Genomic DNA, 22608 nt, shown 5'->3' with positions numbered 1-22608 from the left:
GGCCGGATGTCCGGGGCTCGGGATACCTTGAGGTTGGCCCGAGGCTCCTCGGACGCCGCAACCCGCTCACGAGTCGAAGGACCCGCATGCCCGCAACGACGACCCTGCCCAACGCAACGATCCTCGGTTACCCGCGTCTCGGCCGCCGCCGTGAGCTCAAGCGCGCCGTCGAGTCCTTCTGGAAGGGCAGCACGAGCGAGGCCGAACTGGTCGAGACCGCTCGCGAGCTGCGGGCGGCGACCCGCGCCCGCCTGGTCGAACTCGGTCTGCCGGCGACCGGTGCCGCTGTGCCCGAGAGCTTCAGCTTCTACGACCAGGTGCTCGACGCCACGCTCGCCCTGGGCGCGATCCCGCACCGATTCGCCGACGTGGTGGCCGACGGCGCGAGCGACCTGGCCGTCTACTTCGCACTGGCGCGTGGCGACAAGGACCACCAGCCGCTCGAGATGACGAAGTGGTTCGACACGAACTACCACTACAGCGTGCCGGAGATCGACGAGCGCACGCCGCTCGCCGCGAACGCGGGGGCGCTGCTCGCGCAGATCGCCGAGGCGAAGGATCAGGGCATCGAGTCGCGCCCGGTGCTCGTCGGCCCCGTCACCTATCTGCTGCTCGCCAAGGCCTCGGACGAGGCGGGAGAGGGCTTCCGACCCGTCGACCGTCTCGACGAGGTGGTGGCGGTCTACGCGCAGCTGCTGGCGGCGCTCGCCGGAGCCGGTGCGGCGTGGGTGCAGCTCGAGGAGCCCGCGCTCGTCTCGGACTCGCTCTCGGTCTCGCGCGAGGAGGCGCTCGCGCTGGTCGAGCGCGCCTACGCGGTGCTGGGCGCGGCCGAGGAGCGGCCGCGGATCCTGCTCACCGCCCCGTACGGGGACTCCTCGCGTGCACTCGTGCGCCTGGGCGCGCTGCCGGTCGAGGCCGTGCAGGCCGACCTGGTGCGCGGCGCGCTGCCGCAGGACGCGCTCGCCTCGGGCGAACTGGCACGCGCGTTCGAGGGCACGCAGCTCGTCGCGGGCGTCGTCGACGGCCGCAACATCTGGCGCACCGACCTGCGCGCGGCGTTCGAGCTCGCCGCGCAGCTGCAGCGGGCGGGCATCGACACGGTGATCGGCACCTCGAACAACCTGCAGCACGTGCCCCACGACGTGAACGACGAGGCGAAGATCGACGAGCGGCTCAAGTCGTGGCTGGCCTTCGCCGATCAGAAGGTGGAGCAGGCCGCGATCCTGGCCCGCGGCCTCACCGAGGGCGCAACCGCGATCGAGGCCGAGCTGGCCGAGGTCGATCGGGTGCTGGCGGATCGCGCGGCGGCCCCCGGCGTGCGCATCGACGGCATCCGCGAGCGCGTCGCCGCGGCGACGGAGGCGGACCGGCGCCGCGCGCCCGAGCAGGAGCGCCGGGAGGCGCAGCTCGCGCTCGGCATTCCGCAGCTCGCCACCACCACCATCGGCTCGTTCCCGCAGACCGGGGAGATCCGCAAGGCGCGCGCCGCGTTCACGAAGGGCGAGATCGACCAGCAGGCCTACGACGGCTTCCTGCGCGAGGAGATCGAACGCGTGATCCGCCTGCAGGAGGAGATCGGACTCGACGTGCTCGTGCACGGCGAGGCCGAGCGCAACGACATGGTGCAGTACTTCGCCGAGCACCTCGACGGCTTCGCGGTGACCGAGCACGGCTGGGTGCAGTCGTACGGCACGCGCGCCACGCGCCCGTCGCTGCTGTGGGGCGACGTCTCGCGCCCCGCCCCGATCACCGTCGCGTGGTCGTCCTACGCGCAGTCGCTCACCGACCGCCTTGTGAAGGGCATGCTGACGGGGCCCGTGACCATTCTCGCGTGGTCGTTCGTGCGCGACGACCAGCCCCTCGGCGACACCGCATCGCAGGTGGCGCTCGCGCTGCGCGACGAGATCGACGACCTCGTGGAGGCCGGCATCAAGGTCGTGCAGGTCGACGAGCCCGCGCTGCGCGAGCTGCTGCCGCTCGATGCCGAGCGCCAGGCGCCCTACCTCGACTGGTCGGTCGGCGCGTTCCGTCTCGCGACGAGCGGCGCGGCCCCCGAGGTGCAGATCCACACGCACCTCTGCTACTCGGAGTTCGGCGAGATCATCGACGCGGTCGACGGACTTGACGCCGACGTCACCAGCATCGAGGCGGCGCGCAGCCGCATGGATGTGGTGGAGCCGCTCGGTGAGCACGGGTACTCGCGCGGGATCGGCCCGGGCGTGTACGACATCCACTCGCCGCGCGTGCCGAGCGTCGAGGAGCAGACCGAGCTCATCAAGATCGCCGCCGCCCGAATCCCGGGCGAGCAGCTGTGGGTCAACCCCGACTGCGGGCTCAAGACCCGCGGCTACGAGGAGACCGTGGCGAGCCTCACCAACCTCGTGCTGGCGGCGCAGGCCGTCCGTGCGGGCCAGCTGAGCGGCGCGGGGGTGGCGTGACGCCCCCGAACCCGAGCGAGGAGGCCGGCGCGGCCCCGGGAAGCGTTCCCGGGGGCGTTGCCGGCCCCTGGCCGGTCGGCGAACTCCCCACCGAGCCGGTCGGCTCGCTGCCCCGCCCGGCGCGGCTGCAGCGGGTGGTGCTCGACGCCGAGACCGGGCTCGCATCGCAAGCCGAGCTGCGCGAGGAGCAGGATCGCGCGGTGCGCGACACGCTCGCGCGGCTGACCGCGACCGGTTCGCCGATCATCAGCGACGGCGAACAGCGGCGTCAGAGTTTCGCGAGCTACCCCCTCGGCACCGGCAGCGATACCGTCGACGTCGAGGAGGGGCCGGTGTTCGCCGTGTTCGCCGACGGGCATCACCGTGTGATCCCGAGCCTGGCGCGGGCTCCGTTCCGTTTCCGCTCCTGGGCCGCTGACGACCTCGCGGCGGCGCGCGCCCTCACGGCGCTTCCGCTCAAGCAGGCCGTGATCTCGCCCTCGATGCTCTCGCTCATGGTTCCCGCGGAGGGCCTCGGCGATTACTCGCGCGAGGAGTTCCTCGACGACGTGGTGTCCGGCTGCGCCGAGGACATCAGGCGCTGCTTCGAGGCTGGAGCATCCCGCGTCACGATCGATTTCACCGAGGGCCGGCTCGCGCTGCGCCGCGACGTGCGGGCCCCCTGGGCGGGCCCCGAGGCGCTCGGCGGATTCATCGAGCTCATCAACCGCGTGCTCGAGCGGCTCGCTCCCGCCGAGCGCGCCGCCGTCGGGGTGCACACCTGTCCCGGCAACGACAACGATTCCGCCCACAGCGCCGACGTCGACTACGCCGAGCTCATTCCCGAGCTCTTCCAGATCGAGGCGGGCTACTTCCTCGTGCAGGCCGCGAGCGAGAAGGACCCGGATCGGGTGGCCCGGCTGATCGGACGCCAGCTGCGGCACCGCGCCCGCTCGGAGGCCTCGGCCCCGCGCGTGCTGCTCGGCGTCACGAAGCCGACGAGCCCGAAGCTCGAGACCGCCGAGGAGATCCGGGACCAGCTGGTGCGCGCCGCGCGGTTCATCCCCGCGGAGCTGCTGGGATCCACCGATGACTGCGGCTTCTCGCCCTATCTCATCGACGAGAAGCCGCGCCACGGGTCGCCCGACTTCGCGCGCGACGTCGCCTTCGCCAAGATCGCCGCGCGTGTGCGGGGCACCGCGCTGGCGAGCGAGGAGCTGGGCGGGGGAGCACCCGCAGAACCGCTCTCCTACGCCGGATACGGGGCCACCGGGGAGCCCGCGTCGCGGGCGCCCGCGGTGAGGAACGGAGCCGTTTCGTGAACGCCGTGCTGCTCACCGGGAGCGCCCCGACGCGCGCCCGCTTCTCCTTCGAGGTCTTCCCCGCCCGCAGCGGCGCGGCCGCGCTCGCGCTCGGGCATGCGGTGCAGCACCTCTCGGCGGCCGAGCCCGATTTCATCTCGGTGACCTACGGGGCCAACGGGTCGAACCGGGATGCATCGCTCGACCTGCTGAAGTATCTGCGCGACCGCACCGACGCGCTGCCGCTGGCGCACCTCACCACCGTGGGCGAGAGCCGCGAGGCGGTGCGCGAGACGATCCACGGCATCATGGACGCGGGCGTGCACGACTTCCTCGCGCTGCGTGGTGACCCGCCTCGGGGGCTGGGGGAGGACGACCCGAGTGTGGCCGGTTCGCTCAGCTCGCTCGAGCTCGTGGAGCTCATCACGGAGGCGCGTGCGGAGCGGCCGCCGCTCACGAGCGTGGGACGCACATCGGTCGCGGCCTATCCGAACGGGCATCCGCTGTCACGCTCGCGGGCCGAGGACATCGAGTGGCTCATCGCGAAGCAGGAGGCCGGGGCGCAGTTCGCGATCACGCAGCTGTTCTTCCGGGCCGAGGAGTACCTGTCGTTCGTGAGCGACGCGCAGTCGGCAGGGCTGCGGATCCCGATCCTGCCCGGTCTCATGCCGGTGTCGACGAGCGCGCAGCTGCGCAAGGTCGCCTCCCTCGCCGGCCGCCCGGCCCCCGCGGGGCTCGAGCAGGAGATCGAGGAGCTCGGCGGGTATGCGCCCGAGCTCGGCGTCGAGCACACGGTCGAGCTGGCGCGCGAGCTGCTCGCCGGCGGTGCGCCGTCGATCCACCTCTACACCTTCAATCGGCACGAGCAGGTGCTCGCCGTGCTGCGCGAGCTGCACCTGCTGACGCCGGACCCGGTGCGGTAGGGCGGCTGCGTCGCACGGCCCGCTGCTCCGTTCGCCTACCGCTCCGCCCGTCTGCGCGGTGCCCGTTCGCTCCCTGCCCCGTCCGCTCCGCGTCCGTTCGCCCGCCGCGCTCTGTTCGCCTGCCGCGCTCCGCCCGCTCCCCGCCCCGCCCGCCGCCCCTCGGCCCCGTCTACGCGCGCCAGCAGTTGTCGCCAAACGGCCGCGGAGCCGACATCTACTGACGCGTTGAGGAAGTGCGGGCGCGATTGAGGTGCGGGTGAGCGCGCGAGGACGGACCGGGGCTCACACCGCCTGCGGGAAGGACTCCGCCGCCCGGTCGGCGAGGTGCTGCAGCGCCTCGGGGATGGACCGACCCTTGCGCGCCATCGTCTGCGCCCAAAGCCTGCCGGCGCGGTAGGAGGAGCGCACGAGCGGACCCGCGAGCACGCCGGCGAACCCCATCGCGTCGGCTTCGGCCTTCAGCTCGACGAACTCCTCCGGCCGCACCCACCGGTCGATGGGGTGGTGCAGCTTCGACGGTCGCAGGTACTGCGTGAGCGTGAGGATGTCGCACCCGGCGTCGCGCAGCTCCCGCATGGTGCTCGTGATCTCCTCGCGGGTCTCGCCCATGCCGAGGATCAGGTTCGACTTGGTGATCATGCCGGCCGCGCGGGCCTGCGTGAGCACGCCGAGCGAGCGGTCGTAGCGGAAGCCCGGGCGGATCCGCTTGAAGATGCGGGGCACAGTCTCGAGGTTGTGGGCGAAGACCTCGGGCGCCGCTTCGAAGACCTGGGCGAGATCCTCGGGACGGCCGCCGAGATCGTCGGCGAGTACCTCGACGCCCGATCCCGGGTTGAGCTCGTGGATCTGGCGGATCGTCTCGGCGTAGAGCCAGGCGCCGGTGTCGGGGAGATCGTCGCGGGTGACCCCGGTGATGGTCGCATAGCGCAGCCCCATGGTGCGCACCGACTCCGCGACACGGCGCGGTTCATCCGTGTCGAGGGGCAGCGGCTTGCCCGAGGTGATCATGCAGAAGTCGCAGCGTCTCGTGCAGATGGAGCCGCCGATCAGGAAGGTGGCTTCCCGGTCCTCCCAGCACTCGAAGATGTTCGGGCAGCCGGCCTCCTGACAGACGGTGTGCAGGCCCTCCTTCTGCACGAGTGCGTGCACATCTTGATACTCGGGGCCGAGGCGGGCACGGGTCTTGATCCACTCCGGCTTCTTCTCGATCGGCGTCTCCGCATTGCGGGCCTCGATCCGCAGCAGCTTGCGTCCCTCCGGCTCGGGACGGGTCCCGGTGGACGGCAGGATCCGCGCGCTCACTCGGCGGCCTCCTCGAGTGCGATCTCCAGCCGAGCCGATATCACCGGGGCGATGTCGGCCGGCGAGATGCTGCGACCGGCCAGTTCGGAGAGCGTCGTCACTCCCGCGTCGGTGATGCCGCAGGGGACGAAGCCTGCGAAAGGGGCGAGATCGTTGTTGCAGTTGACGGCGAGGCCGTGCGTCACGATTCCTCTGCTCGTGTGGATGCCGATCTGGGCGAACTTCGACGGCTCTGGATTGCCCGCCTCGGCCCAGACCCCGGCGCGGCCGGGGATCCGGAATCCCGCGACGCCGAATTCGGCGGCGGTCTCGACGATGACGCGCTCGAGCAAGCGTACGAAGTCGACGACCCTGAGCCGCTCGCGCAGGCGGATCACCGGATAGACGACGAGCTGTCCGGGTCCGTGCCAGGTGACCTTGCCGCCGCGATCGACCGGCACGACCGGGGTGCCGTCCTGCGGGTACTCCTCGGGAAGGGCCCGCTTGCCCGCGGTGTACACCGGGGTGTGCTCGAGCAGGAGCACCGTGCCGCTATCCACGTCGTCGATGATGCGGTGCGCGGCCTCGCGCTGCAACTCGAGTCCTCGTGGATAGGGAACGAAGTCGGGTGCCAGCCCGGCGGTGACGAAACGCGCCGCGTGAGAGGGGGTGCGATCGGTGCCGTGGCCATCGGCGTGCGCGGCAGGAGACGTGGTGAGTGAGGACGACATACTCTCAACATTATTTATACCCGGTTCAACAAATCAAGTCGAGCACGCAGAAGGGCCGCGGATCCGAATGGATCCGCGGCCCCGGGTGCTGTCTCCGAGCGGTTCGTCAGACGGAGCGGAACACCGCCACGACGCGGCCGAGCACCTCTGCGTGATCTCCGAGGATCGGCTCGAACGCGCTGTTGCGGGGGAGCAGCCAGGTGTGGCCGTCGCGTCGACGGAACACCTTGACCGTGGCCTCGCCGTCGAGCATCGCGGCGACGATGTCCCCGTTCTCCGCCTCGCGCTGCTGGCGCACCACCACGAAATCGCGGTCGCAGATGGCGGCGTCGATCATCGAATCGCCCACCACGCGCAGCATGAAGAGCTGTCCGTCGCCCACCAGCTGGCGGGGGAGCGGCACGATCTCCTCGACCTGCTGCTCGGCGGTGATGGGCACGCCCGCTGCGATCTGGCCGACGAGCGGTACGTACGCCGCCTCTTCGACCTGCTGCGTCGGGGAGTCGGCGATGGCGCTGCTCGTCTCCGAGAGCTCGACGAGGATCTCGAGGGCGCGGGGCCGGTTCGGGTCGCGGCGGATGTACCCGCCGAGCTCCAGTCGGCTGAGCTGGTGGGTCACGCTGGAGAGTGACGAGAGGCCGACGGCATCGCCGATCTCGCGCATGCTCGGTGGATATCCGCGGCTCTCGACGGAGCGTGCGATGTATTCCAGGATCGCCTGCTGCTTCTCGCTCAGGGGCTTCGCGGAGTGGGGCGCGGCAGCGTTGCTCATCGCTGTCCTTTCTCGGCCGGGCGGTGCTGGGGCGGCGCGATCCGTGAATGTCAGTGGTTGCTGATTCAGTGATCCCGTTGCTCGAAACCCTAGTCGCTGAGTTCGAACACGGGCAAACATGTGTTCGAGTGTCGTGGAAAAGATCGAAACGTGTGTTCGATGAATTGCTTGCGATTTCGAGTTATCGAAGATATATTCGAAACAGATGTTCGCCCGGCGGAGCCGGCGAGTGTCGAGCAGAAAGGACACCACCATGAATGCGCAGACGGTTCTGGTTCAGGGCACGTTCGAGACCGCTTCGGTTGCGGGCTCCGCGATCGGCCGCGGCTCGGTCGATGCGACTGCGACCGCAGGCGGACGGGCTGGCGGGGGCGACACGGTCAAGCTGCGGCTCACTCGCCGAGGACGTGTGGTGTTCGGCGGCCTCGCAACCGTGCTCGTGGCAGGTCTGCTGGCGTTCATCGCCGCGCTCGGGGCCCCGCAGGCGATCGCCTCCGATGCCGAGGGCGGGCAGCAGTTCGCCTACGCGGTCGTGCAGCCGGGATCCTCGCTGTGGTCGCTCGCTACCGAGCTCGACCCCTCGGCCGACCCGCGGGACCTGGTGGCCGAGATCGTGCAGCTGAACCAGCTCGAGGGGTCCGGGGTCGATGCCGGTCAGCCGCTGGCGGTTCCGCTGCGCTACTCCGAGAGCCCTGCGGTCGTGTCCGCTGACGAGCTGGGTATCTGAGCGATCGCGCGGGTATCGCGCTCCGCGCGGTGTCCGTCCGCGCGGAGAAGGCTGACCTCGAGCGGCGCCGTGCTGTGGCGAACCTGCGGAGCCTCGCGCTCGCGGAGGGGCTGGGCCGGATCAACCGGGCGGCGTCCGGTTGGCAGGCACTGCGCGCTCGGGGATGACGACAAGGCCGCGGTTGCCGTAGGACGTCCGCGTCAGCGCCGCGATCCACTCTCGCGACAGGGGCCCTTGGGTGCTGCCCGAGAACTCGAAGGCGATCGGCGAAGCAGGCGATATCCACAGAGAGAGCGTCGCGGCTGAGCCGGTGACAGCCGCTCCGGCGTCGCGCGGATTCCAAGTCAGGAAGAACGACTCCTTCTTGCGCAGCTTCATGGCGATAACGTGTCGGACATGCTCGAGCGTTCGATCCTCGAACTCGTATCGCTGCGATTTTCCATAGAGGAGCGTTCCCAATGAGGAGCCTTCGTGTCGTATCCCGGCCGCCCGCCCGAACGGGCATGAGCGAACAGGGACTGCCCTGCGAATTCACGGTAGCAACGACCCCTCCCACCCTGAGGGGTGTAATTTTCCGTTCGGGATCCCTCTACAATTCGCCCGCTTCCGACCGGCAGCAGGCGGACTCAGCCGGTCCTAGCGTCGAGAGCCCGAAAGCGAAACCCCCTGATCGCCCATTGCGCGTCCGTCTAGCGTGGAGGTCATGGATACCTCTGCGGATACACCGTTGAGGGCGCTCACGATCAACTGCACGCTCAAGCCCGCGCCCGAATCGTCGAGCGGCGACGTGCTCGGCGGCCAGGTCCTGGCCGCCCTCGAGCGGCACGGTGTGAGGGGAGACACCCTGCGTGCGGTGGACCATCGCATCCTTCCCGGAGTGCTGGCCGATATGGGAGAGGGCGATGCGTGGCCGCCGATCAGAGAGGCCGTGCTCGACGCCGACATCCTCGTGTTCGTCACCCCGACCTGGCTGGGCCAGCAGTCGAGCGTCGCGCAGCGGGTGCTCGAGCGGCTCGACGCCGAACTGGGCGAAACGGACGCCGACGGCAGGCCCACTCTGTTCGACAAGGTCGCCATCCCGGTCATCGTCGGCAATGAGGACGGCGCGCACCACATCTCCGCCGTCCTCAGCCAGGCGCTCGGAGACGTCGGCTTCACCATTCCGGCGCAGGCCTCGGTGTACTGGAACGGCGAAGCCATGCAGAAGATCGACTATCGGCAACTCGATTCGATCCCGGAGCCGGTTTCGAGGGCGACGGCGACGGCGGCCGCGAATGCCGCCCATCTCGCCCGCCTGCTCCGGGCAGAGCCCTATCCGGCTGAGAGGTTCCGCCAATAGGCCTTCGTATCCGCTGATTGAGCGAGCCGTGGGCGAGTCGAAATCAAGGGTTTCGACTCACTTCGTTCGCTCAACCGGCTGCCTATTGGCGGAGCCTCTTAGGAATCCCGGGGCGCTTCCGCGGGCAGCATGCCGTGCTCGATACCCCAGCGGACGGCTTGCGAGCGGCGCTCGACACCCATCTTGCGATAGGCCGAGCGGATGTAGGACTTGAGCGAGTTGAGCGTGATGTAGCTCAACCCGGCGATCTCGGGATTGGTCAGTCCCTGCGTGATCAGCGCGATGACCTCCGCCTCCCGGGCGCTGAGGCCCTCTCGCTGGCCCGGCCATGCGCCCTTCGACACCGCGGTCTCCTCGGCAGGGCGATCGCGTGTCGGGGAGGTGACGATCTCCCCGGCGCAGATCCGCTCGAGGCAGCCGACCAGCTCGGCGGCGCTCAGCGACTTGTCGAGATAGCCGCGGCAGCCGCTGTCCAGCGCTCGCGCGACGAGGGTCTCGTGCATGTTCCAGGTGTACACCGCCACGGCGCCCGATCGGGGATCGGCGACGACCTCGCCGACGCCGTCCCGACCTGTCGGAGGCCGTCCGAAGGTGTCGTAGAGCGTGAGATCGACCCGGCGGTCGGCGGTGTCGCGCACATCGGCCTCGACCACTTCGACCCGTGAGGCGAACGGTTCCAGAATGGTGCGCAACCCCATGACCACGAGCTCGTAGTCGTTGAGCAGGCGTATGCGCAGGGGCTGAGGAGTCACAGCCTCAGTATCGCAATAGACTGTCCTGGTGACCAGCCTGAGCGACCTGCCCCTCCGCGCCAATCTCGTCGGCAAGCAGCCCTACGGCGCTCCCCAGGATCCCGTGCCGGTGAGCCTCAACGTCAACGAGAACACGCACCCCATCCCGGAGAGCGTCGTCGCGGACATCGTCGAGTCGCTCGCCCAGGCCGTGCACGGGGTCAACCGATACCCGGATCGCGAGTTCATGGGGCTGCGCGGGGCACTCGCGGGCTACCTCGGTCACGGTCTCTCGGCCGAGCAGCTCTGGGCCGCGAACGGCTCGAACGAGGTGCTGCAACAGATCCTGCAGGCGTTCGGAGGGCCGGGGCGCTCGCTGCTCAGCTTCACCCCGACCTACTCCATGTACCCGCTCCTGGCATCGGGCACCGACACCGATTGGATCGCCGTCCCGCGTCCCGCGGACTACGCGCTCACGCCGGAGCTCGTCGTCGGGGCGCTGCGTGAGCACAGCCCCGATATCGCGATCCTGTGCGGCCCCAACAACCCCACGGGCACCCCGCTCGATCGCGACGTGATCCTCGCCGCCTACGACGCCTTCGACGGCATTCTGATCGTGGACGAGGCCTACCAGGAGTTCGACGCCGAGCGGGAGAGCGCCGTGACGCTGCTGCCCGGCCGTCACCGGCTGCTGGTCTCGCGCACGATGAGCAAGGCCTTCGCCTTCGCCGGCGTGCGCCTCGGCTATCTCGCGGCCGATCCCGCCGTGGTCGATGCGCTGCGTCTCGTGCGCCTGCCGTATCACCTGTCGGCGCTGACGCAGGCCGCGGCGACCGCAGCGATCCGGCACGCCGACGAGATGCTGGCCACCGTCGCCGACATCCGGTCCCAGCGCGATCGTCTCGCGGCGGCGCTCACCGACCTCGGCTACGACGTGCACCCCTCCGGCGCCAACTTCCTGCTGGTCGGCGGCTTCTCCGATCCCGACGCCGTCTTCGATGCGCTGCGCGCGCAGGGCATCCTCATCCGCAACCTCGGGATCCCGGGGCACCTGCGTATCACCGCTGGCACGGAGTCGGAGACCACCGCCGTCATCGATGCGATCGCGGCGCTCACTCCCGCGGGCTGAGCCAGGCAGGGGATCCGCACCGAAGCCCGATAGAATCGAGCATATGACCGCTCTCCCACGCACCGCCTCGCTCGAACGCTCGACGAGCGAGTCGCAGATCAGCCTGAGTCTCGACCTCGACGGTACCGGCGAGTCCGACATCGACACCGGTGTGCCGTTCTTCGATCACATGCTTACGGCGCTCGCGCGGCACTCGCTCACCGATCTCACGGTGCGCGCAACGGGCGACGTGCACATCGACGTGCACCACACCGTCGAGGACACGGGGATACTGCTGGGGCAGGCGATCCTCGAGGCGCTCGGCGACAAGAGCGGCATCTCCCGCTACGGCGATGCGTTCGTGCCGCTCGACGAGGCGCTCGCGCAGGCGGTCATCGACATCTCGGGCCGCCCCTACCTGGTGCACTCGGGCGAGCCGGCAGGCTTCGAGTTCCACCTCATCGGCGGGCACTTCACCGGGTCGATGGTGCGGCACTTCTTCGAGGCGCTCGTGCTCAACGCGCGTCTCACGGTGCATCTCGAGCTGGTCGAGGGGCGGGATCCGCACCACATCGCCGAGGCCGAGTTCAAGGCGTTCGCGCGTGCGCTCCGTCAGGCCAAGGCGAAGGATCCGCTCGTCTCGGGCATCCCGTCCACGAAGGGCGCTCTGTGACCGCGAAGCGCGTCGTCGGTGCTGATGAGTCGCCGCGCAAGCGCGTCGTCGTCCTCGACTACGGGTCGGGCAATGTGCACTCCGCAGTGAAGGCGCTCGCGCAGGCGGGCGCCGAGGTCGAACTGACCCGAGACCCCCGGGCCGTCGCCGAGGCCGACGGCCTGCTCGTGCCCGGTGTGGGCGCCTTCGACGCGGTGATGCAGCAGTTGCGCGCCGTGCGCGGGGACGAGCTGATCGATCGTCGACTCGCGGGCGGGCGACCCGTGCTGGGCATCTGCGTCGGCGAGCAGGTGATGTTCGAGCGCGGCGTGGAGCGCGGCGTCGAGACCGAGGGCCTCGGGCAGTGGCCGGGAACCGTGCGCGAACTGCGCGCGCCCGTGCTGCCGCACATGGGCTGGAACACGGTCGAGGCGCCCGAGAACTCCGTGCTCTTCCGCGGCATCGCCGACGAGCGCTTCTACTTCGTGCACAGCTACGCCGCGACCGACTGGACGCTCGAGGGCAGGACCCGATCAGGCGGAAACGCGGAGCGTCTCCGCTCGGATCCTGCTGGCGCCGCAGCGCCGGTCGGGGCTACGAGTCCGGTCGTCACCTGGGCGGAGCACGGCGAGCGCTTCGTCGCCGCCGTCGAGAACGGGCCGCTCAGCGCCACTCAGTTCCATCCCGAGAAGTCCGGCGACGCCGGCATCCAGCTGCTGCGCAACTGGATCTCCACCCTCTAGCTCGCGTCACCCGGGCGTCAGCGACGATCCCGAGCCGACAGACGCGCTTTCCGCATTCGCAACCCCGACACTGAAGGAGACCGTAGACATGAGTGAGCTCGCGCACGGCCCCAAGCTGCAGCTGCTGCCGGCCATCGACATGGTGGACGGCAAGGCCGTCCGCCTCACGCAGGGCGAGGCGGGTACCGAGACCAACTACGGCAGCCCGGTCGATGCCGCGCTCGACTGGATCGAGCAGGGCGCCGAGTGGATCCACCTCGTCGACCTCGACGCCGCGTTCGGCCGCGGCAGCAACGTCGCCGTGGCGCGCAAGATCATCAAGCGCGCGGGAGACGTGAACATCGAGTTCTCGGGCGGCATCCGCGACGACGCGAGCCTCGAGGCGGCGCTCGAGATGGGCGCGCGCCGCGTCAACCTCGGCACCGCCGCCCTCGAGAACCCCGAGTGGACCCGTGCGGTGATCGCGCGCTACGGCGAGCAGATCGCCGTCGGCCTGGACGTGCGCGGCGAGACCCTCGCCGCTCGCGGCTGGACCGAGGAGGGCGGCAACATCTGGGAGGTGCTCGAACGCCTCGAGGACGCGAACTGCCCCCGCTACGTGGTGACCGATGTCACGAAGGACGGCACGCTGCGCGGCCCCAACATCGAACTGCTCAAGGGCGTCTGCGCGCGCACCGAGCGGCCCGTGATCGCCTCGGGCGGGGTGTCGAGTCTCGACGACCTGGCCGCGCTGCGCGAGATCGTGCCGCTGGGCGTCGAAGGGGCGATCGTCGGCAAGGCGCTCTACGACGGCGCCTTCACCCTGCCGGCCGCGCTCGACGTCGCCGGCAGGTAGGCTCCGAACCTCTTCATGGCCATCAAACGTCTCCCATCCACCGGCGACGCCCCTCGCTCGACGGGTGTGCCCGAGAGCCTGGTCGCGGGCGGCTCCGTCGACTCCGCGGGGTTCCCGTGGGCCGGCCGCAGCTTCGACCACCACGGCACCGCGTTCGCCGGCGATGACGGAGCGACGCCGCCCGAGTTCGCGGCGGCGGTCGCCGCGGTGCGCGAGTCCGCCGGGCGGCTCGGCCCGGCCGATGGCGGCGAGGAGCTCTCGCGTCTCGCCGAGGCCCACGCGCAGGCGATCCTCGCCCTCTCCGGCTGCCGGGTGCTGATCCCCCTGCTCGCCGAGGCGGGCGACACGGGCCTCACCCCCGAGGGTCGGGTGGTCGAGAAGTCGCAGGAGCTCTCGATCGTCACGGTGGCGGCTCCCGACGGACGCCGCGTGATGCCCGTGTTCAGCTCGGTCGAGACGATGCGAGCCTGGAACCCGGAGGCCCGTCCCATCCCCGTGCCCGGCCCGCAGGCGGCACTCGCGGCGGCACAGGAGCAGACGGACCTCATCATCGTAGACCCGGGCACCCCCGAGCGAGAGTTCGGGGTGCGCCGCACCCAGCTCGAGGCGATGGCGCTGGGGGAGAGCGTACTGCCGGCCTGGGCGGACCCGGAAGTCATCGCCGCGTTCCGCGCATCGGTCTCGGGGGATCCTCGGATCGCCCGGATCACACTCGCGCCGGGGGATCCCGAAGCGCGCCTGCTCGCCCCCGAGACCGACGTCGTCCTGGGGCTCGTGCCGGGCCTGGACCGGGAGTCGTTGCAGGAGCTCGTCACCGCGGCGCAGCAAAGCTGGGCCGTCGACGCGACCATCGCCGGGCGCGTCGACTCCCTGCGGGTGCGTCCCGTCGCCGCCTGAGCGTCGGAGGAAGCTGCTACGCTCGCGTACGCGTCCCGGCGATAGCGAGATAAGGAGCCCGTTCCATGACCCAGAGCGCGACCGTGTCGTCCGCGCCCCAGCCGCGCGCGGAGTGGACCGGCCAGATCGGGTTCATCGTCTCGGCGATCGGATCCGCCGTCGGCCTCGGCAACATCTGGCGCTTCCCCGGCGTCGCCTACGAGAACGGGGGAGGCGCGTTCCTCATCCCGTACATCGTGGCGCTGCTCACCGCGGGCATCCCGATCCTCTTCCTCGACTACGCCATCGGGCACCGCTTCCGCGGCTCCGCCCCGCTCGCGCTGCGGCGCCTGGCGGGTCGGCTCGGCGAGGGGATCGGCTGGTTCCAGGTGATGATCTGCGTGTTCATCGCGATCTACTACACGGCGGTGCTCGCCTGGGCGGCGAGCTACTTCGTGTTCTCATTCGATCTGCGGTGGGGCGACGACGCGACGGGCTTCTTCGTCGGCGACTACCTGCGCGTGTCGGACGCATCGTTCACGCTGGACTTCGTGCCGGGCGTGCTGATCTCGCTCGTGCTGATGTGGTTGATCACCCTGGTGGTTCTGGGCGCCGGCGTCGTGAAGGGCGTGCAGCGGGCCAACATGATCGCCATGCCGCTGCTGGTCGTGGGCTTCCTCGCCCTCGTGATCCGCGCGCTCTTCCTGCCCGGCGCGGCGGATGGTGTCAACGCGCTGTTCACTCCCGACTTCGCGGCGCTCGCCAACCCCGGCGTCTGGGTGGCGGCCTACAGCCAGATCTTCTTCTCGCTCTCGGTCGCCTTCGGCATCATGATGACCTACGCCTCATACCGCAAGCGGCGGTCGAACATGACGACACCCGGGCTTGTGGTGGCGTTCGCGAACTCCTCGTTCGAGATCCTCGCGGGCATCGGGGTATTCGCGACGCTGGGGTTCTTCGCCTTCCAGCAGGGGGTCGCGGTCGGTGATCTCGAAGGACTGACCGGCGTGGGTCTCGCCTTCATGACCTTCCCCGCGATCGTCGCGGAGATGCCAGGCGGACCGTTCTTCGGGGCGCTCTTCTTCGGGTCGCTGACGCTGGCCGCGCTGACATCTCTGATCTCGATCCTCGAGGTGGTGTTCGCCGGAGTGATCGACAAGTTCGGTCTCCGTCGCAAGACGGCCGCGTACGGACTGGGCGGGGCGCTCGCGCTGATCTCGTTGCTGCTGTTCGGCACGACATCGGGGCTCACCGCGCTCGACACGATCGACAACTGGGCGAACAACATCGGCATCGTCGCATCCGCGGTCGTCATGAGCATCACGGTGCTCTGGATCCGGCGCGCGGGTCGCGAGCTGAGCGGGCATCTCAGCTCGCTCTCGACGTTCAAGGTCGGCCGGCTCTGGCTCATCCTGGTCACCGTGCTCGGGCCCGTGGTGCTCGGATACATGCTCGTGGCGACGGTGATCGACCTGATCTCCACCCCGTACGGCGGGTACGACACGGGGTATCTGCTGATCGTCGGCTGGGGCTCGGTGCTGCTGATGATCGTCGGATCCATTGTGCTCACGGCGCTGCCGTGGCGGACCGACCCTCTTGCCTTCACCCCCTGGCCGCCTCTCGACCGAGCGGGAAGAACGGTCTCGCGCGCGACCCCGATGCGGGATGACCTCGAAGGAGGTGCACGATGACCCCGGTGGCGATCCTGTTTCTCGTGATTTCGACCGTGATCGTCTGGGGCGGCCTCATCGCGAGCGCGGTGTTCCTCGGCCGGCGCCCGGAGATCACGGACTACCCGCAGGGAGGGGATGACCTTCTCGGCGAGGAGGTCTACGACCTGCCGCCGATCAAAGACACGTGACGGGCAGGACCGCCGCCCGGGAGCGGGACAGCCATCGAGTCAGGGGCCTCAGACGAGATTGAGCAGCACCACGTAGCAGGCTGTTCCGGCGGCGATGCTGAGCAGCGCGCGTCGCTTGCACGTGAGGTGCACGACGACGGTGACGACCGAGGCCGCCGCGATGGCCCAGATCTCACCCGGCCGGGCGATGATCTCGTCTCGCAGCACTGTGATCACGAGGATCAGCAGCAGGCCCGCCGGCATCCAGAGCCCGAGCTTCTGCACCAGTTTCGACTTGCGCAGCGGCTTGAGGATCGCGAAGGGGAGCGCGCGCAGACCGAGCGTGATGAGTCCGCTGATCGCGATCGCGGCGATCAGATACCAGAGCGTCGCCTCGGTCATCGTCCTTCTCCGCTCGGGGTGTCGTTCCGCGGGGTGTCGCCCTGCGTCGCCTCGCGCTGCGGTGCCTCCCGCAGTGCTTCGCCCGGCGCCGCCCCGCCGCGCTCGGCAGTGCGCCGGGTCCACAGATACCGGAGCACGAGCAGCCCGGTGAAGAGTGCGAGCCCGACCAGCAGGGCTGAGCCAGGGGCGACGAGGATCGCGACGGTCATGGCGAGACCCGCGAGCAGGATCGACGGGATCTCCCGGCGGCTGCGCGCCGCGTCGAGCGTCATGACGATGAAGAGCGAGTAGAGCGCGAACTCGAAGCCCTCGATGGGTTCGGGCAGGGCCGCGGCGATCGCCACGCCCAGGAGTCCGCCGCCGACCCAGTAGGCCTGCATGGCGAGCTGTCCGGTCACGATCCTGGCCGAGCTCAGCTTCTCGGCCGGCAGCAGCGCGTAGGTCGCGTAGGCCTCGTCGATGAGCGCGTACACGGAGTAGGCGCGGGGGAGACCCGGCCGCACCCGCGCCAGGGGGAAGGAGAAGGCGTAGAAGACGTGGCGGAAGTTGAGTGCGAACACCGTCGCCGCGATGGTGAGCAGCGGGGCCGCCGACGCCAGCATGCTCACCAGGAGCAGCTCGACCGAGCCCGCGAAGACGCCGATCGAGAGCGCGGGGGCGAGCCACCACGGCAGGCCGGCCTGCACCACGAGCATGCCCAGCGCCACACCGAGGGGGAAGATCCCGATCCCGACCCCCAGGGAGTCGGCGAGTCCCTCGCGTACCTGTGCGCTCCGGGGCGCTTCCGCAGCGCCGGCTGGAGGCGGAGCAGAAGCGGGCATGTGACCATCCTGCCGCATCGCGTGCGCAATGTGGGTGCTCATATGGCCGGGTTCCAGGGGTTTGCTGCAAGATATATGCATGGATAGCCTGGATCGCGCAATTATCGATGAGCTCGAGCGGGAGGGGCGACTGACCAACGTCGATCTCGCGGCCCGAGTCGGCCTGACTCCCGGACCGTGTCTGCGGCGCGTGCAGCGGCTCGAGGCGAGCGGAGTGATCCGCGGATACCGCGCGGTCGTCGATCCGGTCGCGACGGGGCGGGGATTCGAGGTGATCCTGCACGTCGACCTCGCCACGCAGGAGGCGTCGGTGGTCGAGACCTTCGAGCGCGAGGTGGCCGAGTACGACGAGGTGGTCGAGTTCAAACGGCTCTTCGGCACACCCGACTACTTCCTGCGGGTCGCCGCAGCGGACCTGCCCGCCTACGAGGAGTTCCTGACCCAGCGGATCATGCCGGTGCGAGGAGTCGGGAAGGTGAGCTCGCACTTCGCGATGAAGAATCTGAAGGGGTAGACCCCTCCGCGCGCTCCGACTGGGCGTGCCGGACCGGACCGGGAGCCGCGAGAGGCGCTACGATCGGGGACCATGAGCTTCGACGACGAGACCTCCCGCTATGACCGCACCGCCGTGCGCCGCGTCGGGAGGAGCGGTCTGCATCTTCCGCTCCTCTCGCTCGGACTGTGGCAGAACTTCGGGGACGACCGGCCGCACGCGACCCAGCGCGAACTGGTGCTGGGCGCCTTCGAACGGGGGATCTTCCACTTCGATCTCGCCAACAACTACGGTCCGCCGTACGGGGCGGCCGAGCGCAACTTCGGGCGGATCCTGCAGAGCGACCTCGCGGCGCACCGCGACGAGCTCGTCATCTCGACGAAGGCCGGTTGGGAAATGTGGCCGGGCCCGCACGGTGCGGGCGCCAGTCGCAAGCACCTGGTGGCGAGTCTCGACCGCTCGCTGGAGCGGCTCGGCGTCGAGCGCGTCGACATCTTCTACACGCACCGGCCCGATCCCCGCACGCCGCTCGAGGAGACCGCAGCCGCGCTCGACCACATCGTGCGCTCCGGCCGCGCCGACTACGTCGGCATGTCCTCCTACTCCGCTGCCGCGAGCCGTGAACTCGCCGGACTGCTGCGGCAGCTCGGCACGCCGGTCACGATCCACCAGCCCTCCTACAGCATGCTGAACCGGTGGGTCGAGGAGGAGGGCCTGCTCGACGCCGCGGCGGAGGAGGGCTTCGGAGTGATCGGCTTCACCGCGCTCGCTCAGGGCATGCTCACCGACAAGTATCTCGAGGGGGTGCCCGAGGGATCGCGCGCCGCGAGCCCCGGCAGCTTCTCCTCGTCGGCGCTCACCGACGAGCTGCGCGAGAGCCTGCGCGGACTCGCCGAGATCGCGGCCGGGCGCGGGCAGAGCCTTGCCCAGATGGCGCTCGCGTGGGCGCTGCGCGATTCTCGGGTGACGAGCCTCGTGGCCGGGGCGAGTCGCCTCTCGCAGCTCGACGAGAACTGGCGCGCGCTGGAGCGGCTCGATTTCGAAGCGGGTGAGCTCGCCGCGATCGACGAGCTGCTGGGTCGCGCGGACGCCGACGTGGATCTGTGGCGCGATGCGCGCCAGGGCGGTGAGGTGCCGCTGCTCGGGTGAGGCGGCGCCGCTGAGTGAGGAGCGCAGCGAGTCAGCCGCTGACGGGCGGGGCAGGGGCGCTCGCGGCGGGGAATCGAGGCTCCGGGTTTCGACTCCGCTGCGCTTCGCTCAACCGGCGGGAGTGCTCCCCGCTGAGTGAGCGAGCGCAGCGAGTCGAAATCCTGCCCGGGTCCGGACCCCGGACCGGGCGACGGCGGTCACCCTGCGACGGCGTGCAGGAGGACCGCCGCGGCGTCGATCGCCGAGTCGTGGCTGGTCGTCAGATCACGGATCCGGTGTACTTCTCGCCGGGCCCCTTTCCCGGCTCGTCGGGGATCGCGGAGGCCTCGCGGAACGCCAGCTGCACGGAGCGCAGCCCGTCGCGCAGCGGGCGTGCGTGCGAGTCGCTGATCTCCGGGGCGCCGGCGGTGATGAGGCCGGCGAGCGCGTTGATGAGCTTGCGCGCCTCATCCAGATCGGTCTCGTTCTCGGGGGCGTCGGAGAGTCCGCACTTGATCGCGGCAGCGCTGAGCAGGTTCACCGCCGCGGCGGTGATGATCTCGACCGCGGGGACCTCGGCGATGTCGCGCGCAGCCTGAGCGGCGACATCCGCTTCGCTCTCCGTGGTCGACGCGTCGTGCTGCGGATTCTCGCTCATGGTGTCCTGACTGTCTGGATCGTATGTGTGCTAAGATGATCTGTGGTTCTCGGCGTCTCGCCGAGATGCGGAAGAGGAGATACTCCCACCCGGCACCGCCTACTAGGTTACCGGGTAGTTGGCACCCCGTCGTTCACGCGACAGCTGAAGGGTGCGGGCAGCGCGTGCGCGGCCCTGATCTCCGTCCGTCGCTCGGCGAGCGCCCATCACACGAGATCAGAGGAGCTTGCGATCAGCGATCCCCGTACGAATGACAGAATCCGCGTCCCCGAGGTACGACTGGTAGGACCCAGTGGCGAGCAGGTCGGTGTCGTGCCGATCGAGACTGCGCTGCGCCTGGCGGCAGACGCCGATCTCGATCTCGTCGAGGTCGCCCCGAACTCGAAGCCGCCCGTCGCCAAGATCATGGACTTCGGCAAGTACAAGTACGAGGCCGCCCAGAAGCAGAAGGAAGCTCGCCGCAACCAGGCGAACACCGTCCTCAAGGAGGTGCGCTTCCGCCTGAAGATCGACAAGCACGACTACGAGACGAAGACGAAGCGCGCTGTCGGCTTCCTCTCGCAGGGCGACAAGGTCAAGGCCATGATCCTGTTCCGCGGCCGCGAGCAGTCGCGTCCCGAGATGGGCGTGCGCCTGCTGCAGCAGTTCGCGGAGGACATCGCCGAGTTCGGCACCGTCGAATCGACTCCTCGTATCGACGGCCGCAACATGGTGATGGTCATCGCCCCGCTCAAGAACAAGTCCGAGGCCAAGGCCGAGCAGAACGCTCGTCGGGCCGAGGAGAAAGCCACTCGCAAGGCGGATAAGGCGGCAGGCACCGCCGCTCCCGCCGGCGAATAATCTGCGGCGGGCTGCCTCGGCAGCCGCAGCCGTGCACCACGCAGCCGTTCGCGGCGCGCACACAATCAAGGAGAAATCGATGCCCAAGCAGAAGACCCACTCGGGGGCCAAGAAGCGCTTCAAGCTCACCGGCTCCGGCAAGCTGATGAAGCAGCAGGCCGGTATGCGCCACAACCTCGAGGTCAAGTCCTCGAAGCGCAAGCGCCGCCTGAACGCCGAGCAGGTGCTCGCCAAGGGCGATGCCAAGCAGGCGATGAAGCTCCTCGGCCACTGAGCACGGCCCGTCAACACCCAAGACTTTTCGTAAGGAAGAACTGAAATGGCAAGAGTCAAGCGGGCCGTCAATGCCCACAAGAAGCGTCGCGTCATCCTCGAGCGCGCCGAGGGCTACCGCGGACAGCGTTCGCGTCTGTACCGCAAGGCCAAAGAGCAGGTCATTCACTCGCTCGTCTACTCGTACAACGATCGCCGCAAGAAGAAGGGCGACTTCCGTCGTCTGTGGATCCAGCGGATCAACGCCGGCGCTCGCGCCAACGGCCTCACCTACAACCGCTTCATCCAGGGTCTCGGCCTGGCGGGTGTCGAGGTCGATCGCCGCATGCTCGCCGAGCTCGCAGTGAACGACCAGGCCGCTTTCGCCACCCTCGTCGAGGTCGCGAAGAACGCCCTGCCCGAGGACACCTCGGCTCCCAAGGCGGCGTAAGCGAGTCTTTCCGCGAGAACCCCTCCGATCATCGAGCCCGTCGAGATGATCGGAGGGGTTCTGCTGTGTCCGGGCGCGTACGGGGCGCGCCGCCCCGTACGCGTCCGAGCAGGGCGACCCAGCCGCTTCTCGTGCGGTCCCCGTGCTTCGGACCTCACCGATGCTTCGGACCGATGCGGTGAGTTGCATCCGAAATGCGGGTGAGCGCCGAAGTACCGGGCGAGAGCGAGGCGGTCGAGCTGGTGCGCGGGTAGTGTGGTGGGGTGTACGACGAGATCCTCAGCAACCCGAAGGCCCCCCGTGTCAAGCGCGTCTCCGCGCTCGCGCGCAAGAAGGAGCGCCTGGCGCAGGGGCGTTTCCTGGTCGAGGGCCCGCAGGCGGTGCGCGAGCTGCTCGCGTACCGGCCGCAGCTGGCCGACGCGGTCTACGCCACGATGGGCAACGAGCCGTGGCAGTTCGAGGTGGATCGCCTGGCCTCGGAGGCGGCGGTGCGCCTCGAACGGGTGACCGACGAGGTGCTCGCGGCGATGAGCGAGACGGTGAACCCGCAGGGTGTGGTGGCGGTCGCGCGCACCTGGGAGACGTCGGCCGCCGATGCGGTGCGGGGCGCGCGGCTCGTGGTGGTGCTGCACGAGGTGCGGGATCCCGGCAACGCCGGAGCGGTGCTGCGCGTCGCCGATGCGGCCGGCGCCGACGCGGTGATCTTCGCGGGGGAGAGCATCGACCCCTTCCACCCGAAGGTGGTGCGCTCCACGACCGGGTCGCTCTTCCATCTACCGGTCGGGGTCGCGGGTTCCCTGGAAGAGGCGGCCGGAGCGGCTCGGGAGGCTGGTCTTGCCGTGCTCGCGGCGGACGTGCGCGGCTCGGATCTGCTCGAGGCGCGTGGCGAAGGCGCGCTCGACGGGCCGGTGGCCTGGGTGTTCGGCAACGAGGCGCGAGGCCTCAGCGATGCGGACCGTGCGCTCGCCGACCGCTCGCTCAAGCTGCCCATCTACGGCGCCGCGGAATCCCTCAACCTGGCCACCGCAGCGAGCGTCATCGTCTACGAGACGGCGTTCGCGCAGAACGCCGACTAGACTTCGCCAAGGGCTGATCTCATCCGAGGAATCCCGTTCAGACCGTTCTCGAGTGGAGGATCCTTCTTGATGTCGTTCCCTGGTTCACGCACGTTCCGAGGGCTCGTGATCTTGACGACGCTGATCGTCGCACTGTCCGCGATGATCTCTCACTCCTCGGCGACAGCGCTCGCTGTGGTAGAAGAATCGCCATCGGGCGGGGCGTCTTCCG

26 protein-coding genes are annotated in these 22608 nt (G+C 69.6%); 18 read left to right on the top strand and 8 right to left on the bottom strand.

Annotated features, from left to right (window positions below; genetic code table 11):
- Positions 1-86: 86 nt before the first annotated feature.
- From metE to AMS65_RS07755, 3 genes are read left to right on the top strand one after another with little or no spacing between them, the layout of a single operon-like run.
- Positions 87-2438, top strand: coding sequence for a 5-methyltetrahydropteroyltriglutamate--homocysteine S-methyltransferase (metE, locus tag AMS65_RS07765; RefSeq protein WP_053383575.1), 2352 nt, complete (start codon positions 87-89; stop codon positions 2436-2438).
- Positions 2435-3739 (top strand): uroporphyrinogen decarboxylase/cobalamine-independent methonine synthase family protein, encoded by a 1305-nt coding sequence (locus AMS65_RS07760; protein ID WP_241489376.1) that lies wholly within the window; start codon positions 2435-2437, stop codon positions 3737-3739. Before metE ends, AMS65_RS07760 begins: the two co-directional genes overlap by 4 nt.
- Entirely contained in the window at positions 3736-4641 is a 906-nt protein-coding gene (locus AMS65_RS07755) for a methylenetetrahydrofolate reductase (protein ID WP_053383574.1), read from the top strand. The genes AMS65_RS07760 and AMS65_RS07755 overlap by 4 nt, the downstream gene beginning before the upstream one ends.
- A gap of 282 nt (positions 4642-4923) precedes the next feature.
- Here AMS65_RS07755 and lipA read toward each other — a convergent pair whose 3' ends face one another.
- From lipA to lexA, 3 genes are all read right to left on the bottom strand, one after another.
- On the bottom strand, positions 4924-5943 hold the full coding sequence (gene lipA, locus AMS65_RS07750) for a lipoyl synthase (RefSeq protein WP_193787012.1): 1020 nt from the start codon (positions 5941-5943) through the stop codon (positions 4924-4926).
- Positions 5940-6653 (bottom strand): lipoyl(octanoyl) transferase LipB, encoded by a 714-nt coding sequence (gene lipB, locus AMS65_RS07745; RefSeq protein ID WP_083451555.1) that lies wholly within the window; start codon positions 6651-6653, stop codon positions 5940-5942. Before lipB ends, lipA begins: the two co-directional genes overlap by 4 nt.
- Before the next feature lie 106 nt (positions 6654-6759).
- Positions 6760-7425: a transcriptional repressor LexA gene (lexA, locus tag AMS65_RS07740; RefSeq protein ID WP_053383573.1), complete on the bottom strand. Its 666-nt coding sequence runs from the start codon at positions 7423-7425 to the stop codon at positions 6760-6762.
- A gap of 253 nt (positions 7426-7678) precedes the next feature.
- Here lexA and AMS65_RS07735 point away from each other — a divergent pair, with 253 nt between their 5' ends.
- The gene (locus tag AMS65_RS07735; protein WP_083451554.1) at positions 7679-8152 is read left to right on the top strand and encodes a LysM peptidoglycan-binding domain-containing protein; all 474 of its coding nucleotides are present in this window, start codon (positions 7679-7681) and stop codon (positions 8150-8152) included.
- 120 nt (positions 8153-8272) lie between these two features.
- Here the strand turns inward: AMS65_RS07735 and AMS65_RS07730 are convergent, their stop codons facing one another.
- Positions 8273-8611: a DUF7882 family protein gene (locus tag AMS65_RS07730; protein ID WP_075200905.1), complete on the bottom strand. Its 339-nt coding sequence runs from the start codon at positions 8609-8611 to the stop codon at positions 8273-8275.
- A gap of 244 nt (positions 8612-8855) precedes the next feature.
- On the opposite strand from AMS65_RS07730, the gene AMS65_RS07725 reads away from it, so the two are divergent.
- Positions 8856-9491, top strand: a complete 636-nt coding sequence (locus AMS65_RS07725; RefSeq protein WP_053383571.1) for a flavodoxin family protein — start codon at positions 8856-8858, stop codon at positions 9489-9491.
- 98 nt (positions 9492-9589) lie between these two features.
- Here AMS65_RS07725 and AMS65_RS07720 read toward each other — a convergent pair whose 3' ends face one another.
- The gene (locus tag AMS65_RS07720; protein ID WP_075200904.1) at positions 9590-10243 is read right to left on the bottom strand and encodes a response regulator transcription factor; all 654 of its coding nucleotides are present in this window, start codon (positions 10241-10243) and stop codon (positions 9590-9592) included.
- A gap of 28 nt (positions 10244-10271) precedes the next feature.
- On the opposite strand from AMS65_RS07720, the gene AMS65_RS07715 reads away from it, so the two are divergent.
- From AMS65_RS07715 to AMS65_RS19390, 7 genes are all read left to right on the top strand, one after another.
- Entirely contained in the window at positions 10272-11351 is a 1080-nt protein-coding gene (locus tag AMS65_RS07715) for a histidinol-phosphate transaminase (RefSeq protein ID WP_053383570.1), read from the top strand.
- Between the two features lie 43 nt (positions 11352-11394).
- Positions 11395-12003, top strand: a complete 609-nt coding sequence (gene hisB, locus AMS65_RS07710; RefSeq protein WP_053383569.1) for an imidazoleglycerol-phosphate dehydratase HisB — start codon at positions 11395-11397, stop codon at positions 12001-12003.
- Positions 12000-12725 carry an imidazole glycerol phosphate synthase subunit HisH gene (gene hisH / locus AMS65_RS07705; protein ID WP_053383568.1) on the top strand — a complete coding sequence of 242 codons (726 nt, stop codon included), beginning with the start codon at positions 12000-12002 and terminating at the stop codon, positions 12723-12725. The genes hisB and hisH overlap by 4 nt, the downstream gene beginning before the upstream one ends.
- A gap of 88 nt (positions 12726-12813) precedes the next feature.
- Positions 12814-13560, top strand: a complete 747-nt coding sequence (gene priA, locus AMS65_RS07700) for a bifunctional 1-(5-phosphoribosyl)-5-((5-phosphoribosylamino)methylideneamino)imidazole-4-carboxamide isomerase/phosphoribosylanthranilate isomerase PriA (protein ID WP_053383567.1) — start codon at positions 12814-12816, stop codon at positions 13558-13560.
- Positions 13561-13575: 15 nt separating this feature from the next.
- Positions 13576-14457: an SseB family protein gene (locus AMS65_RS07695; RefSeq protein WP_053383566.1), complete on the top strand. Its 882-nt coding sequence runs from the start codon at positions 13576-13578 to the stop codon at positions 14455-14457.
- A gap of 65 nt (positions 14458-14522) precedes the next feature.
- The gene (locus tag AMS65_RS07690; RefSeq protein ID WP_053383565.1) at positions 14523-16127 is read left to right on the top strand and encodes a sodium-dependent transporter; all 1605 of its coding nucleotides are present in this window, start codon (positions 14523-14525) and stop codon (positions 16125-16127) included.
- Complete coding sequence (locus AMS65_RS19390; RefSeq protein ID WP_075200903.1) at positions 16124-16297, top strand: methionine/alanine import family NSS transporter small subunit; 174 nt, start codon at positions 16124-16126, stop codon at positions 16295-16297. Before AMS65_RS07690 ends, AMS65_RS19390 begins: the two co-directional genes overlap by 4 nt.
- A gap of 48 nt (positions 16298-16345) precedes the next feature.
- Here the strand turns inward: AMS65_RS19390 and AMS65_RS07685 are convergent, their stop codons facing one another.
- The gene (locus AMS65_RS07685) at positions 16346-16678 is read right to left on the bottom strand and encodes a branched-chain amino acid transporter permease (protein WP_053383564.1); all 333 of its coding nucleotides are present in this window, start codon (positions 16676-16678) and stop codon (positions 16346-16348) included.
- Positions 16675-17499, bottom strand: coding sequence for an AzlC family ABC transporter permease (locus AMS65_RS07680; RefSeq protein ID WP_206541977.1), 825 nt, complete (start codon positions 17497-17499; stop codon positions 16675-16677). The genes AMS65_RS07685 and AMS65_RS07680 overlap by 4 nt, the downstream gene beginning before the upstream one ends.
- A gap of 79 nt (positions 17500-17578) precedes the next feature.
- On the opposite strand from AMS65_RS07680, the gene AMS65_RS07675 reads away from it, so the two are divergent.
- On the top strand, positions 17579-18013 hold the full coding sequence (locus AMS65_RS07675; RefSeq protein WP_053383563.1) for an Lrp/AsnC family transcriptional regulator: 435 nt from the start codon (positions 17579-17581) through the stop codon (positions 18011-18013).
- Positions 18014-18085: 72 nt separating this feature from the next.
- Positions 18086-19141, top strand: coding sequence for an aldo/keto reductase (locus AMS65_RS07670; protein WP_053383562.1), 1056 nt, complete (start codon positions 18086-18088; stop codon positions 19139-19141).
- A 259-nt stretch (positions 19142-19400) separates the two neighbouring features.
- On the opposite strand, the gene AMS65_RS07665 is transcribed toward AMS65_RS07670, so the two are convergent.
- Positions 19401-19778: a DUF1844 domain-containing protein gene (locus AMS65_RS07665; RefSeq protein ID WP_053383561.1), complete on the bottom strand. Its 378-nt coding sequence runs from the start codon at positions 19776-19778 to the stop codon at positions 19401-19403.
- Positions 19779-19955: 177 nt separating this feature from the next.
- Here AMS65_RS07665 and infC point away from each other — a divergent pair, with 177 nt between their 5' ends.
- From infC to AMS65_RS07645, 4 genes are all read left to right on the top strand, one after another.
- Entirely contained in the window at positions 19956-20618 is a 663-nt protein-coding gene (gene infC / locus AMS65_RS07660) for a translation initiation factor IF-3 (protein WP_075200919.1), read from the top strand.
- Between the two features lie 79 nt (positions 20619-20697).
- Positions 20698-20892, top strand: coding sequence for a 50S ribosomal protein L35 (rpmI, locus tag AMS65_RS07655; protein ID WP_024356294.1), 195 nt, complete (start codon positions 20698-20700; stop codon positions 20890-20892).
- Positions 20893-20937: 45 nt separating this feature from the next.
- Positions 20938-21321 carry a 50S ribosomal protein L20 gene (gene rplT / locus AMS65_RS07650; RefSeq protein WP_053383560.1) on the top strand — a complete coding sequence of 128 codons (384 nt, stop codon included), beginning with the start codon at positions 20938-20940 and terminating at the stop codon, positions 21319-21321.
- A gap of 263 nt (positions 21322-21584) precedes the next feature.
- Entirely contained in the window at positions 21585-22397 is an 813-nt protein-coding gene (locus AMS65_RS07645) for a TrmH family RNA methyltransferase (protein ID WP_193787011.1), read from the top strand.
- Positions 22398-22608 lie beyond the last annotated feature (211 nt).

Origin of the sequence: Leucobacter celer subsp. astrifaciens (assembly GCF_001273835.1) — a bacterium.
Classification (GTDB): Bacteria; Actinomycetota; Actinomycetes; order Actinomycetales; family Microbacteriaceae; genus Leucobacter; species Leucobacter celer.
The sequence above is the reverse complement of the archived record's forward strand: the minus strand, read 5'-3'. Positions and strand labels throughout refer to the sequence as shown.

What these genes read in the sequence shown, in the direction of transcription:
- metE (WP_053383575.1), top strand. Translation starts at nt 87, where the DNA reads ATGCCCGCAACGACGACCCTGCCCAACGCAACGATCCTCGGTTACCCG.
- lipB (WP_083451555.1), bottom strand. Translation starts at nt 6,653, where the DNA reads ATGTCGTCCTCACTCACCACGTCTCCTGCCGCGCACGCCGATGGCCAC.
- lexA (WP_053383573.1), bottom strand. Translation starts at nt 7,425, where the DNA reads ATGAGCAACGCTGCCGCGCCCCACTCCGCGAAGCCCCTGAGCGAGAAG.
- AMS65_RS07735 (WP_083451554.1), top strand. Translation starts at nt 7,679, where the DNA reads ATGAATGCGCAGACGGTTCTGGTTCAGGGCACGTTCGAGACCGCTTCG.
- AMS65_RS07725 (WP_053383571.1), top strand. Translation starts at nt 8,856, where the DNA reads ATGGATACCTCTGCGGATACACCGTTGAGGGCGCTCACGATCAACTGC.
- hisB (WP_053383569.1), top strand. Translation starts at nt 11,395, where the DNA reads ATGACCGCTCTCCCACGCACCGCCTCGCTCGAACGCTCGACGAGCGAG.
- priA (WP_053383567.1), top strand. Translation starts at nt 12,814, where the DNA reads ATGAGTGAGCTCGCGCACGGCCCCAAGCTGCAGCTGCTGCCGGCCATC.
- AMS65_RS07695 (WP_053383566.1), top strand. Translation starts at nt 13,576, where the DNA reads ATGGCCATCAAACGTCTCCCATCCACCGGCGACGCCCCTCGCTCGACG.
- AMS65_RS07690 (WP_053383565.1), top strand. Translation starts at nt 14,523, where the DNA reads ATGACCCAGAGCGCGACCGTGTCGTCCGCGCCCCAGCCGCGCGCGGAG.
- AMS65_RS19390 (WP_075200903.1), top strand. Translation starts at nt 16,124, where the DNA reads ATGACCCCGGTGGCGATCCTGTTTCTCGTGATTTCGACCGTGATCGTC.
- AMS65_RS07685 (WP_053383564.1), bottom strand. Translation starts at nt 16,678, where the DNA reads ATGACCGAGGCGACGCTCTGGTATCTGATCGCCGCGATCGCGATCAGC.
- AMS65_RS07680 (WP_206541977.1), bottom strand. Translation starts at nt 17,499, where the DNA reads ATGCCCGCTTCTGCTCCGCCTCCAGCCGGCGCTGCGGAAGCGCCCCGG.
- AMS65_RS07675 (WP_053383563.1), top strand. Translation starts at nt 17,579, where the DNA reads ATGGATAGCCTGGATCGCGCAATTATCGATGAGCTCGAGCGGGAGGGG.
- AMS65_RS07670 (WP_053383562.1), top strand. Translation starts at nt 18,086, where the DNA reads ATGAGCTTCGACGACGAGACCTCCCGCTATGACCGCACCGCCGTGCGC.
- AMS65_RS07665 (WP_053383561.1), bottom strand. Translation starts at nt 19,778, where the DNA reads ATGAGCGAGAATCCGCAGCACGACGCGTCGACCACGGAGAGCGAAGCG.
- rpmI (WP_024356294.1), top strand. Translation starts at nt 20,698, where the DNA reads ATGCCCAAGCAGAAGACCCACTCGGGGGCCAAGAAGCGCTTCAAGCTC.
- rplT (WP_053383560.1), top strand. Translation starts at nt 20,938, where the DNA reads ATGGCAAGAGTCAAGCGGGCCGTCAATGCCCACAAGAAGCGTCGCGTC.